13 protein-coding genes are annotated in these 13,602 nt (G+C 39.8%); all 13 read right to left on the bottom strand.

What is annotated here, in order from left to right:
- Nucleotides 1–24 precede the first annotated feature (24 nt).
- Complete coding sequence (gene atpA / locus J8L73_RS16855; protein WP_211018820.1) at nucleotides 25–1,566, bottom strand: F0F1 ATP synthase subunit alpha; 1,542 nt, start codon at nucleotides 1,564–1,566, stop codon at nucleotides 25–27.
- Nucleotides 1,567–1,580: 14 nt separating this feature from the next.
- Nucleotides 1,581–2,114 carry a F0F1 ATP synthase subunit delta gene (gene atpH, locus J8L73_RS16860; protein WP_211001619.1) on the bottom strand — a complete coding sequence of 178 codons (534 nt, stop codon included), beginning with the start codon at nucleotides 2,112–2,114 and terminating at the stop codon, nucleotides 1,581–1,583.
- 16 nt (nucleotides 2,115–2,130) lie between these two features.
- A complete protein-coding gene (atpF, locus tag J8L73_RS16865) occupies nucleotides 2,131–2,601 on the bottom strand; it encodes a F0F1 ATP synthase subunit B (RefSeq protein WP_058548200.1) in 471 nt (156 codons plus the stop codon).
- 42 nt (nucleotides 2,602–2,643) lie between these two features.
- Nucleotides 2,644–2,877, bottom strand: coding sequence for a F0F1 ATP synthase subunit C (gene atpE, locus J8L73_RS16870; protein WP_138683981.1), 234 nt, complete (start codon nucleotides 2,875–2,877; stop codon nucleotides 2,644–2,646).
- A 51-nt stretch (nucleotides 2,878–2,928) separates the two neighbouring features.
- Nucleotides 2,929–3,786 carry a F0F1 ATP synthase subunit A gene (gene atpB, locus J8L73_RS16875; protein ID WP_211018822.1) on the bottom strand — a complete coding sequence of 286 codons (858 nt, stop codon included), beginning with the start codon at nucleotides 3,784–3,786 and terminating at the stop codon, nucleotides 2,929–2,931.
- A gap of 15 nt (nucleotides 3,787–3,801) precedes the next feature.
- On the bottom strand, nucleotides 3,802–4,182 hold the full coding sequence (locus tag J8L73_RS16880) for an ATP synthase subunit I (RefSeq protein ID WP_211018824.1): 381 nt from the start codon (nucleotides 4,180–4,182) through the stop codon (nucleotides 3,802–3,804).
- Between the two features lie 142 nt (nucleotides 4,183–4,324).
- The gene (locus J8L73_RS16885) at nucleotides 4,325–5,251 is read right to left on the bottom strand and encodes a ParB/RepB/Spo0J family partition protein (protein ID WP_211018825.1); all 927 of its coding nucleotides are present in this window, start codon (nucleotides 5,249–5,251) and stop codon (nucleotides 4,325–4,327) included.
- Between the two features lie 20 nt (nucleotides 5,252–5,271).
- Entirely contained in the window at nucleotides 5,272–6,057 is a 786-nt protein-coding gene (locus tag J8L73_RS16890) for a ParA family protein (RefSeq protein ID WP_058548196.1), read from the bottom strand.
- Between the two features lie 14 nt (nucleotides 6,058–6,071).
- The gene (gene rsmG / locus J8L73_RS16895; protein ID WP_211018827.1) at nucleotides 6,072–6,692 is read right to left on the bottom strand and encodes a 16S rRNA (guanine(527)-N(7))-methyltransferase RsmG; all 621 of its coding nucleotides are present in this window, start codon (nucleotides 6,690–6,692) and stop codon (nucleotides 6,072–6,074) included.
- 15 nt (nucleotides 6,693–6,707) lie between these two features.
- Nucleotides 6,708–8,597, bottom strand: coding sequence for a tRNA uridine-5-carboxymethylaminomethyl(34) synthesis enzyme MnmG (gene mnmG / locus J8L73_RS16900; RefSeq protein ID WP_211018837.1), 1,890 nt, complete (start codon nucleotides 8,595–8,597; stop codon nucleotides 6,708–6,710).
- Between the two features lie 426 nt (nucleotides 8,598–9,023).
- Complete coding sequence (gene mioC / locus J8L73_RS16905; RefSeq protein WP_211001614.1) at nucleotides 9,024–9,473, bottom strand: FMN-binding protein MioC; 450 nt, start codon at nucleotides 9,471–9,473, stop codon at nucleotides 9,024–9,026.
- Between the two features lie 963 nt (nucleotides 9,474–10,436).
- A complete protein-coding gene (gene mnmE, locus J8L73_RS16910) occupies nucleotides 10,437–11,801 on the bottom strand; it encodes a tRNA uridine-5-carboxymethylaminomethyl(34) synthesis GTPase MnmE (protein ID WP_211018839.1) in 1,365 nt (454 codons plus the stop codon).
- A gap of 166 nt (nucleotides 11,802–11,967) precedes the next feature.
- Nucleotides 11,968–13,602, bottom strand: a complete 1,635-nt coding sequence (gene yidC / locus J8L73_RS16915) for a membrane protein insertase YidC (RefSeq protein ID WP_211018841.1) — start codon at nucleotides 13,600–13,602, stop codon at nucleotides 11,968–11,970.

The raw sequence follows: 13,602 nt of genomic DNA on the forward strand, positions 1-13,602 counted from the left end.
TAAAGCGCACCATTAATAACTAAATTACCAAGTTTGCGTAGACTTGAACTTCTCTAGAAGTTGTTTAAGTTTCGCTTCGATCTCGGCGTTGTAGTTACCAGTTTCATTGATTTGAGCCACAAGCTCTGCGTATGTGCTACTTGCGTAAGAAAGTAAAGCTGCTTCGAAATCCATAATTTTAGGAATTTCGATATCTTTAAGATAGCCTTTCTCAGCTGCAAATAACGACAAAGACATATCAGCAACAGACATTGGTGCGTACTGTTTCTGCTTCATTAGCTCTGTTACACGCTCACCATGCTCAAGTTGAGCACGAGTAGCATCATCAAGGTCAGACGCGAACTGCGAGAACGCAGCTAATTCACGGTACTGAGCTAGGGCTAGACGGATACCGCCACCTAGTTTCTTAACGATTTTAGTTTGTGCAGCACCACCAACACGCGATACCGAGATACCAGCATTTACTGCCGGACGGATACCTGAGTTGAATAAGTCAGTTTCTAAGAAGATCTGACCATCAGTGATAGAGATAACGTTTGTCGGTACGAACGCAGAAACGTCGCCGCCTTGAGTTTCAATGATTGGCAATGCCGTCAATGAACCAGTTTGTCCTTTCACTTCACCGTTAGTGAACTTTTCAACGTAATCAGCGTTTACACGCGATGCACGCTCTAAAAGACGAGAGTGAAGGTAGAATACGTCACCTGGGTATGCTTCACGACCTGGTGGACGCTTAAGTAGTAATGAGATTTGACGGTAAGCAACTGCTTGCTTAGATAAATCATCATATACGATTAATGCGTTTTCACCACGGTCACGGAAGTATTCACCCATAGTACAGCCCGAGAACGGTGCTAAGTACTGAAGTGCCGCAGATTCAGAAGCAGATGCTACAACTACGATAGTATTTGCAAGTGCACCGTGCTCTTCTAATTTACGTACTACGTTAGCAATAGTAGATGCTTTTTGGCCAACCGCTACGTACACACACTTAACGCCTGTGTTCTTTTGGTTGATGATTGCATCGATTGCTAGTGCAGTTTTACCTGTTTGGCGGTCACCGATTACAAGCTCACGCTGACCACGACCAACTGGGATCATAGCATCAATAGATTTGTAACCAGTTTGTACTGGCTCATCTACAGATTGACGCTCGATTACACCTGGTGCAATTTTTTCTACAGGTTCAAAACCGTCGTTATCTAAAGCGCCTTTACCGTCGATAGGAGCACCTAGTGTGTTTACAACACGACCAAGTAAACCAGCACCAACAGGAACTTCTAAGATACGACCAGTTGTGTATACTTTTACGCCTTCAGTAAGGTCAGCGTAAGGACCCATTACTACTGCACCAATTGAGTCGCGCTCAAGGTTTAGTGCGATAGCATAACGGTTGCCTGGAAGCTCAATCATTTCACCTTGCATACAGTCAGCAAGACCGTGGATGCGGATGATACCGTCAGTAACAGATACAATTGTACCTTCGTTACGAGCTTCACTTACAACTTCGAACTGCTCAATACGTTGTTTGATCAGATCTGAAATTTCAGTGGAATTAAGTTGCATGCTCTTTTTCCCAATTACGATTGTAGTGTTGTGGCTAAGCGGTTTAATTTACCGCGTACTGAGCCGTCGATTACAGTGTCACCCGCCTTAATAATAAGGCCGCCAACTACTGCAGCGTCTTCACTACAATTCAGCTTAACTTTGCGTGCGAAACGTTTTTCAAGTGTCGCTACCAATGACTCTTGCTGCTGTGCAGCAAGAGGGGTTGCCGAAATCACATCTACATCGATTTCTTTGTCATACTCTGCTTTAAAAGCAGCGAATAACTGAGCAACCTCAGGCAGTGCAATCAAACGTCCATTTTCAGCCATCACCTTCACTAGGTTCTGACCTTGTTCGTTGAGCTGCTCTGCACATATGTTAATAAATAACTCAGCTTGTGCAGTAGCAGTAGGCAATCCAGCTAAAATGGCTGATGCTTGCTCATTGCTGGCAACTTCGCCTGCAAAGAACAACATGTCATTCCAGCTTTCAATTGTGCCTTTTTCAACGGCAAGCTCAAAAGCCGCTTTAGCGTATGGGCGAGCGATAGTAGTCAATTCAGACATGCTCATACCCTCCTAATTACAGCTCAGCGACAAGTTTTTCAACGATGTCACTATGTGCGGCTTGATTGATTTCACGCTCTAAAATTCTCTCTGCGCCAACCACAGCCAGTGTTGCTACTTGCTTACGTAGCTCTTCTGTCACACGGTTACGCTCTGATTCAATTTCAGAGTGCCCTTGAGCAATAATTTTTTCACGTTCTTCTTGTCCACGAACAGTTTCTTCGTCAACAATTAGCACGGCACGCTTTTTAGCTTGTTCAATGATATCTGCCGCTTGAGCTTTTGCATCTTTAAGCTGTTCTGCAGCTTTTTGTTGCGCAAGTTCTAAGTCTTTTTCGGCTCTATCAGAGGCAGCTAAACCATCTTCAATTTTCTTCTGGCGAGCTTCAATTGCATCATTAAGTGGTGGCCATACATATTTCATACAAAATAGTACAAACACCGTAAACGCAATTAATTCACCGATAAGAGTGGCTGTTATATTCACGACCGCTCCTCCTTAAAATAGTAAGCTGTTCAAAAAATTAAATTAAAGTACGAACAGGATTACCATTGCGATACCAACACCGATCATTGCTACCGCATCGATTAGACCAGCTAGGATGAACATCTTAACTTGTAATGAAGGTGCAAGCTCAGGCTGACGCGCACATGCTTCTAGGAATTTACCACCCATGTTACCGAAGCCGATTGCAGTACCGATTGCACCGAAGCCGATAAGTAAAGCAACTGCGATGTACTTAAGACCGATCATTAGTTCCATTTTTTTCTCCAAAGTTTCAATTGTTAAAGTTAAATATAAAAAGTGTATAAATTAGTGATTATCTGAACTTGCCATGCTTAGGTAAACAATGGTTAGCATCATAAATACGAATGCTTGTAACACGATTACTAATATATGGAATACAGCCCAAACAAAGTGCAACGGAAGTTGCATTAAACCAACTGCGCCGATAAGTATGAAAATCAATTCACCAGCGTATAAGTTACCGAATAAACGCAGTGCTAACGAGAAAGGCTTAGACACTAAAGCGATTGTTTCTAGTAATAAATTACAAGGAATTAAGAAAATCATAGCTACTTTGCTATTAGAGCTAAATGGGTGAAGTGTAAGCTCTTTAATAAAGCCGCCAACCCCTTTAATTTTAATAGAGTAGCCAATCATCAGAATAAACACACCCATAGCTAAAGCTGCTGTTAAGTTTATGTCTGTGGTTGGTACAATTTTCATGTATACGTCGTGTGAATCCATGCCAAAGGCTTGTTCACCAACAAGACCAGCAAGTGCAGGCAAGAAGTCAACAGGGATTAAATCCATTAGGTTCATTAAGAACACCCAAACAAAGATTGTTAAGGCTAATGGAGCAATTAATTTGCTTTTACCGTGGTAAGTGTCACGTACGTTGTCGCCAACGAACTCAACAATCATTTCAATAAAACATTGAAATTTACCAGGCACACCTATGTGTGCTTTTTTTGCGGCACTACGGAAAGTCCATAAAAATAATAGACCTAGTCCGATTGACCATGCGAGGGTATCTATATTCCATGTCCAGAAACCACTGTCTGCACACGCTTTATTGAAGGCAAGACCAGAGTCGGTCATACACATCTTAGCGTTTGTTAAGTGATGCTGGATATGGCTTGATATAGTAACTTCTTCTGCAGCCATGTTATATCCCAAAAGTTAATGTTTAAAAAAAACGGGTGCGAACAATCCTGTAAACAACACAAATACATAAACACAAAAAAACGGCATTAATATTACCGTGGTTGACTTGAGTATCAGTGCGAACAATACGATTGTTAGCATAAATTTTAATCCGTTACCGCGTTTTAACGAGGTATACGCTTGATTTGCTTGGCTTGCACCCATAAATCTGAATGCATAAAGCGCAAATACTAGGTGAGGGAGTATTGCAACGGCGCTTCCAGCTAACGCTGATAAACTGGCACTTGCTCCCCAACCAATAAAAATAATAACTGCAGCTACTAAAGCCACGATACCCTGTAGACAAATTAATTTAAATGCGGCAAGCCTGTAAGGTCTTGCTAACTTATTAGTCACGTTTAGTTAACCTTTATGGCGTTCTAATTGTTAGGGTGTGAAAACTGGCGAAATTATACTTAATCCTGCCAGTTTTGCAACTTGAGTAGACGCTTTGTAACACAAAATAGCTACAAATGTCTCTTATTGGACATGTAGAAAACTAATGCTGGGTATTGTCGTGGTTGATGCGGTTTAAAATACCGTCGAGCTCATCTAAATTAGTGTAAGAAATGACCAACTTGCCTTTGCCTTTTTTGTTGTAATTTATTTCAACTTTGGCACCTAGGTTTTCAGCAAGCTGTTGTTCTAACTGCTTCACGTCAGGGTCTTTCGCTACCACTTCTTTTGCTGGTGCCGGCTCTAAAATAGAACGTACCAGTTTTTCAGTTTCACGAACCGTGAGTGCTTTTGCAACAGCTAAACGCGCGACATCTGATTGTGATTCACCTTCTAGGGCTAATAAACAACGTGCGTGCCCCATTTCAATGTCGCCATGTTCTAACAGAATTTTTACATCGCTATTTAAATTATTTAAACGTAGTAAATTAGTTACGGTTGTACGCGATTTACCAACAGCATCAGCTACCTGCTGATGTGTTAGTTCAAATTCATTAAGTAGGCGGTTTAGTGCAACTGCTTCTTCCATTGCGTTTAAATCTTCGCGCTGAATGTTTTCAATAAGCGCAATAGCAACAGCCGCTTCATCTGGCACATCTTTGATAATACAAGGTACACTTTCAAGCTTTGCAATTTGCGCCGCTCGCCAACGACGCTCACCAGCAATTATTTCATAACTATTTTGTGCAACTGGGCGCACAACAATTGGCTGAATAATGCCTTGTGAGCGAATAGAGCTGGCTAATTCTTCAAGCGCCTCTTCAGACATGTCTTTACGTGGTTGATATTTACCCGAGTGTAAAAACTCGATAGGCAATTTTTGTAGTTCGCTGTCATTAACTTCTACTGCTTTTTGTACAGTTTCAGTAACAGGTGTAGTGTCTTGATCCTTGCTTACGCTTGGTGCAGGTTTTGACGAACTTAAAAGTGCATCGAGTCCTCGGCCTAAACCTCGTTTTTTAGCAGACATGTTATTTTTTTACCTCAAAGTTAGGCGACAACGGACGCTGTTTTTTCTTTTCTGCGTAACATTTCACCCGCAAGTGCTAAATATGCTTTAGCGCCACTTGATGCTCGGTCATAGTACATAGCTGGTGCACCAAAACTTGGCGCTTCTGCTAATCGAACGTTACGTGGAATTACAGTGCGGTATACTTTATCACCAAAATGTTGTTTTAATTGTTCTGATACGTCATTAGCTAAACGATTACGCGGATCGTACATAGTACGAAGTATGCCTTCTATTTTTAAGTTAGGGTTGACCAACTTGGCAAGTTGCGTAATGGTGTCCATTAATGCAGTTAAACCTTCTAAAGCATAATACTCACACTGCATTGGCACTAAAATAGAATCAGCAGCGGCCATAGCGTTAACGGTTAACATATTTAAAGAGGGCGGGCAGTCGATAAAAATAAATTCGTACTGGTCCTGAATTTTTTCAAGTGCATTACGAAGGCGAACTTCGCGTGCAAATAATTCCATTAATTTAACTTCTGCAGCGGTTACATCTCCATTTGCAGCAATCATATGGTATTCGCCAGAGGTTTCTTTAATTATTACCTCTTCAATGGGCTTATCTTCTATGAGTAAATCGTAGATAGTAGGTACGTCGCCGTACTTATCTACGCCACTTCCCATTGTCGCATTGCCTTGCGGGTCGAGATCAATTAACAGCACTTTACGTTTCGTTGCAGCCATAGATGCAGCGAGATTAACGGCGGTTGTAGTTTTACCCACTCCACCTTTTTGATTTGCTAATGCGATGACTTTTGCCACAGTGTCTCTGATCCCTAGTCTTTAGAAAGAATAATTAAATGTCGTTGTGCATCTAACTTTGGAACTTCCAATGCAATTTTTTGCTCAAACTTAACACCTTTAGGTAACGACTCTAGCTCTTCACTAGGGAATACACCTTTAAGTGCTATAAATTTACCTGAATGATCAATTAAGTGCGAACACCAGTCAACCATATCTTGTAATGAAGCAAATGCACGACTGAGTACGCCATCTAATTTAACACTTGGCTGATATTCTTCAACTCTTGACTGAACAGGGGTTACGTTATCAAGACCAAGCTCATGTTTAACATGCATTAAAAAGCGAACGCGCTTACCTAGGCTATCGAGTAATACAAATTGTGTACCAGGCAATGCAATAGCTAAAACGATACCTGGTAAACCAGGGCCCGTACCAACATCAATATAATGATGACCGGGTAAATGAGGAGCAACAACTAAGCTATCCATAATATGCTTAACCATCATTTCTTCAGGTAAGCGTACAGAGGTTAAATTATAAGCTTTGTTCCATTTGTTTAATAACTCAACATATTGAACTAGCTGCTGCTGTTGTTTTTCTGTTAGCGCAATATCAGTTTGCGCTAACAATGTAGTTAATTGTTGCTGTAACACAGTGTACCTTTACCGTTACGCAGTTTTGCGTAACAAGCCTTGCTTCTTCAGATACACTAATAATAGCGAAATCGCCGCTGGGGTGATACCAGAAATACGCGAAGCTTGACCAATAGTATCCGGACGAGCATCAGTTAGCTTAGCAACTACTTCGTTTGATAAGCCAGATACTGTTTTATAGTCGAACTCTTTTGGTAAGATTGTTTGCTCATGACGAAGCTGCTTATTGATCTCATCTTGCTGACGCGCAATGTAACCAGCGTACTTAGTATGAATTTCAACCTGTTCAAGTGCGGCTTTATTTGTGTGCTCCGATCCTAGTCCATCAATGGCAACAAGATCGTTATAACGAATCTCAGGACGACGAAGAAGATCTTCTAAACTCGCTTCACGCGTTAATGGTGTTTTTAGTAAAGCATTTACTTGATCAACAACAGGGTGATCTTTATGGATCCACGTATCTTTCATACGTTGTTTCTCTTTTTCGATCACTTCCATTTTTTCGTTAAATGCCTGCCAACGTTCATCATTAACTAGCCCTAACTCACGACCTTTTTCTGTTAAGCGAATATCTGCATTGTCTTCACGCAATAATAAACGGTATTCAGCACGGCTAGTAAACATACGGTACGGTTCTTTTGTACCAAGCGTTGCTAAGTCATCAATTAATACGCCAACATAAGCTTCATCTCTACGTGGTGTCCATGCATCTTTGCCTTGAACTTGCAACGCAGCATTCATACCGGCAATTAAACCTTGTGCACCTGCTTCTTCGTAACCAGTAGTACCATTTATTTGACCTGCGAAAAATAACCCGTCAATAAATTTGGTTTCTAATGACTGTTTTAAATCGCGAGGGTCGAAAAAGTCATACTCAATAGCATAACCAGGACGACAAATATGCGCATTTTCAAATCCGCCAATTGATCGCACTATTTCTAGTTGCACATCAAACGGTAAGCTTGTTGAAATACCATTAGGGTATAACTCGTTAGAAGTTAAACCTTCAGGCTCTACGAATATCTGGTGTTTATCTTTATCGGCAAAACGAACTATTTTATCTTCAATTGAAGGACAGTAGCGAGGGCCAATACCTTCAATAACACCTGAGTACATAGGTGAACGATGTAAGTTTTTACGAATAACATCATGTGTTTTTTCGTTAGTGTAAGTGATGTAGCACGGTATCTGTTGTGGGTGATCACTTTGTTTGCCCATAAATGAAAATACAGGGGTAGGCGTGTCGCCAGGCTGTTCTTCCATTTTACTAAAATCAACTGTACGGGCATCAATACGTGGAGGTGTACCGGTTTTTAATCGATCCACTCTAAATGGTAGTTCACGTAGTCTATTAGCTAATGCAATTGAAGGTGGATCGCCTGCGCGTCCGCCTTTAAAGTTTTCTAAGCCAATATGTATTTGACCACCTAAAAATGTACCTACAGTTAAAACAACACTGGGTGCACTAAAACGTAAACCCATTTGGGTGACAACACCAACAACGCGATTATCTTCAACGATTAGATCATCACATGATTGCTGAAATATTTTTAAGTTTTCTTGGTTTTGTAAAGTCTCTTGGATAGCCGCTTTGTATAATGCGCGATCAGCTTGTGCACGCGTTGCACGAACAGCTGGTCCTTTAGAAGAATTAAGCGTACGAAACTGGATCCCGCCTTTGTCAATCGCCTGCGCCATTGCACCGCCAAGGGCGTCAATTTCTTTAACCAAATGACCTTTGCCAATGCCACCAATTGCAGGGTTACAAGACATTTGTCCAAGGGTATCCATATTGTGAGTTAGCAGCAGGGTATTCATCCCCATGCGTGCAGCTGCCAATGCGGCTTCAGTGCCAGCATGTCCACCGCCTACTACGATAACGTCAAACTTTTCGTGAAAAATCATTAATGGGATCCTACTTAAACCAAACCAGTAAACTTCAAAAGGGAGCGTATTCTACCTAGAATTTAGCAGAAGATAAATGATTAAACAGTGCTCAAGATCTAAGTCACTGATCACTTATAATATAAAGGATCTTTTAAAGAGATCTTTTAATACTATTACTACTACTGATCGGGATTTCTGTTGATAAGGTGTATTTCTATATTTAAAACATGGAATTAGATCGGATCTAAAGGTGTTAACATGATCGGATCTTCAGGCAAATAAGCTCTGATCAAAATAGCACTTTATACACAGGGGTATATCAAGTCGATCTTATCCAATGGATAAGCATGCTTTAAATCGCAGTTTGATCAGCGGTTATCCACAAAAGTAACTAAATTATTAGTAAATTGTGGGTAACTTTTTTATTGCTTTATTTAGATCGTGTTACTTTAATTGTGTTTTTTCTATCCAAGAATCAAGCCATTCTAGGGCTGTATCTTCAGGTAATGCTTCATCAAGAATATTTAATTCAAGCCTTGGGGCTATGCAGGTCGCGCCTTTGCTGGCCATTAAACTATTTATATTACGCCCGGCTAAGTTGTAAGTGTCATAACTTGTGTCACCCAAACCAATGACTGAATATTTTACAGCTGATAGATCACTTTGCTGGTTTAACTGTTCTATAAAGGGCAAAAGGTTTTCAGGGTAATCACCTGCACCATAAGTAGAAGTACATATAAGCCATATTGTATTGTGTTGATCAATATCAGATAAATTTGGTTGATCGTGTATCTCAGTGCTAATCCCTTGGTTGTTTAATTCATCACAAAGTTGTTCTGCAACATATTCTGCAGATCCCATTTGGCTACCAACGATTATATTTACTAAACTCATATTTTTACTGATCACACATTACCAATTTGCCCGCTATGATAGCTTAGTTAGAGCTTCAGTAAAGAGCTTGAGAGTATTTTGTATAACTATTTTTGCTAAGTTTTTAAACTGTTATTTTAGTTGTGTTTTAAGTTATTGAATTTAAATGGTTTAACATATTTACTTCAAATGTAATCTTATGAACAAGTTGTTGATAAGGTTGGGGGAACCTCTGTTTAAGTTAACTTGTCCACTGCTTACTTAATTGGTAAGTTATTGATATTTAAATTAAGTAGATCCACCAGCCAGAATTTTGTGACTCATATACAGCTGTTGATCACAGTGTGGATAGTAATCTTGTTGATAACTTAAAAACGCGATCAAAATTAATTTTCAAAAACGATCTATTTAATGAGATCAGCTTTAAAAAGCTAAAATTAATTTTATAAACAGCTCTTTTTTTAAAGATCGTCGTCGCTTTGACTCTTTAGTGAGCTAATTTTTATCATTGTTTGCCATAAAACTACTTATTGTGGATAACCTTTTTGTATGATTTTTCATTTTGAGCTGTTTAAGAGGATTTATTGCTGGTGGATGGGGGATTAAAAGTTAAGTTTTATTCAAAATCGCAGTGGTGATTTTATATTTAAGCAATCGGATCGTATTAAAATATGAAAGGAGAATTACTTTTTTAGTGCATTTTGATAGCTATTTAAACTCACTTTTTGATTACTATTTTAGCACTTTAGCGACTTTAGTTATGGCTAATAAGGTTATTTAGATCGACAGTATTTAGTATCAATTCAGTTGAACCTAGTTATTAAATACTCTTTTTAGCTCCTAAATTCATCATTTTGATAGCTTTTATAGTAGTAATTGAATGAGTTATTTTGGCTCTTTTAACCCAATTTTTTTAATTTAATGACTTATATTTAGGCATAAAAAAGGGCACTTAAGTGCCCTAAATTAGATTGTATCAGTGACTTATTTACCAATACAAAACGAGCTAAATATTTTTCCAAGTAAGTCGTCTGAGGTAAATTCGCCGGTTATTTCATTTAAGTATTGCTGCGTTAAACGAAGCTCTTCAGCCAATATTTCACCAGCTATGTGCATTTCTAACTGAGTTTTACCTGTGTCTAAATGATAGGCCGCGTGCTCAAGCGCATCTAAGTGACGACGACGTGCCATAAACCCGCCCTCTGTAGCTCCTTGAAAGCCTATACAGGCTTTTAAATGCTCTCGTACAAGTTCAATGCCATCTGCATTTTTTGCGCTTAGGCTAATTACAGGGTACTGCTGTTCTTGCTCCATACCTACAACATCGCCCGACAGATCTGCTTTATTTCTTATAACCGTTACACCCATACCTTGCGGTAATTTAGCCATAAATTCAGGCCAAATAGTGTGTGGGTCGGTGTCGATTGTGTCGGTACCATCAAGCATAAACAACACGCGGTCAGCTTGCTTTATTTCATCCCATGCGCGCTCTATGCCTATTTGCTCTACGCGGTCTGGGCTCTCACGTAAGCCTGCGGTATCAATAATATGTAGTGGCATGCCATCTATATGAATATGCTCTCGTAGTACATCGCGAGTAGTGCCTGCTATTTCGGTTACTATGGCGGCTTCGCGTCCTGCTAAGGCATTTAACAAACTTGATTTACCCGCGTTAGGGCGCCCAGCAATAACTACGCGCATACCTTCTCGCATAATACTGCCTTGCTTAGCTTGGCTAGTTACTGTGTTTAATTGACTGATTATGGCATCTAAATCACCCGATACTTTGCCATCGGATAAAAAGTCGATTTCTTCATCAGGGAAGTCAATTGCAGCCTCTACATACATTCGTAAGTGAATTACTTTTTCTACTAGGGTTTCAATATGTTTAGAAAATTCACCTTGTAGCGATTGTAAGGCACTTTTAGCGGCCTGTTCTGAGGTTGCATTAATTAAATCGCTAATAGCTTCTGCTTGGGTTAAATCAAGCTTATCGTTCATAAATGCGCGCTCAGAAAACTCACCTGGTTTAGCTAAGCGAACGCCTTCAATTTTGCTAATTTCTTTTAATAGCATGTCTAGTACAACAGGGCCGCCATGACCTTGTAGCTCTAGTACATCTTCGCCGGTAAATGAGTTTGGGCCTGCAAAATAAATAGCAATACCCTGATCAAGTTGCTCGCCACTTAGGCTTTTAAACGGAACATAATCGGCGTATCGAACTTTAGGTATTTTACCAATTACTTTTTCAGCCACGCTTTTGGCAAGACTGCCAGAAACCCTGATAATACCTACGCCACCACGCCCGGGAGCGGTTGCTTGTGCTGCAATTGTATCTTGATTGATCATGCTATTAATTTGCCAACAATGAGTAACTTTATGGCCGTATTGTAACCTATGCATTTATTTGTAGCGAATAGCTGTGGTAAAAAACAAGCAATAAAAAAGGCGACCTAAGTCGCCTTTATATAAGTAATATACCCAAACCATCTTGATGTGGCTTGGGTATAGGCAATTAGCCTCTTACTTTTATTCCTTTCTTTTCCATGCCACGGTAGATGATAAGCATCTGGACAATAGAAATAAGGTTAGATACTAACCAGTAAAGTACTAAACCAGATGGGAACCATAAGAAGAATACAGAGAAGATAACCGGCATAAAGGTCATCATTTTTTGCTGCATTGGATCGGTAACCGTCATCGGTTGTAGTTTTTGCGTCACAAACATACTTGCACCAAATAATATTGGTAATACGTAGTATGGGTCTTGTGCTGAAAGGTCAGTCAACCAAAGTGCAAACTCTGCATGGCGAAGTTCTGTAGACTCTAAGAATACGTAAAATAACGCTAAGAAAATTGGCATTTGTAACAAAATAGGGAAACAGCCGCCCATAGGGTTAACTTTTTCTTTTTTGTACATTTCCATTGTAGCTTGGCCGAATTTTTGACGGTCATCACCATATTTTTCTTTAAGAGCAGCCATTTTTGGCTGAAGGGCACGCATTTTGGCCATTGAGGTATATTGCGCTTTAGTCAGTGGATACATTAGCGATTTAACGATAATAGTGATGGCAATAATTGCTACACCCCAGTTACCTAAAATACTGTGTAACCATTTAAGTAGGACAAATAAAGGCTGTGAAATAAACCATAACCAACCGTAATCTACAGTTAAGTCTAAGTCTGGGTGAATCGCTTCAAGAATATCAGACTCTTTAGGGCCCATGTAGTAAATAGCACTTAGTGTTTGTTCACTGCCTGCTTGTATGTTTACAGGTTCTGCTTTAGAACCAATAATAGCCGCGTTACTTTTTGTAATTAAGCTATAAATAGTATGTGTTTCGTCTTGCTTAGGCACCCATGCACTTACAAAGTAATGCTGAATAAAGGCAACGTAACCGCCTTGGGTATTTTTATTTAGGTTTTTGTCAGCCATATCTGAAAAACTATATTTTTCGTATGGTTCATCATCCGTGCCGAATGCAGACCCTAAATAGTTTTGATCAACTAAGCTGCCTTTTTCTTGTACAGTGCGCTTAATTTGCGTGTATAGCTGTACTTGCACTGGTGCGCTTGTAGCATTGTTTACTGTGTACTCTAGGCCTACATCGTACTGACCTTTTTTAAATACATATGTTTTAGTAAAGCTTACGCCGTTACTATCTACATAAGTAAGTGGTACACGTAGTTCATCACCACTTAGCGTGTAAGCTTTTTGCGTTGCTTGATAAGTAGGGCGACCATTTGCAGATGCATCTGGGCCATTTAAGCCAATTAAGCCACTTTGTGAAAAGTATTGATTACCATCAAACTCACCTAAAAGCATAAATGGTGTTTCTTCACCTTTTACTTCTTCGTATTGGAGTAAGTCTGCTTCAACAATGTCACCGCCTTTGGTGTCAATTTTTACTTTAAATACATCAGTTGTTATTTCAATAACTGAACGTTTAGCTAAAGTAGCTGAAGCAGGTAAACCTGAATCTGACGATGACGGTATGAAGTCATCCGATTCTGGTGAATTTGCTTGTTGTGTTTGTGTTGTGGCACTTGGATCGGCTTTAGGTGCGTTGTAATCGTTATTCCATTCTTGAAATAATAAAAACGACACTAACATTAGGCCGATTAATAAAAACGTGCGTTGCGATTCCAT

It is taken from the genome of Pseudoalteromonas sp. MMG006 (genome assembly GCF_018101025.1).
In the GTDB taxonomy this organism is placed as follows: domain Bacteria; phylum Pseudomonadota; class Gammaproteobacteria; order Enterobacterales; family Alteromonadaceae; genus Pseudoalteromonas.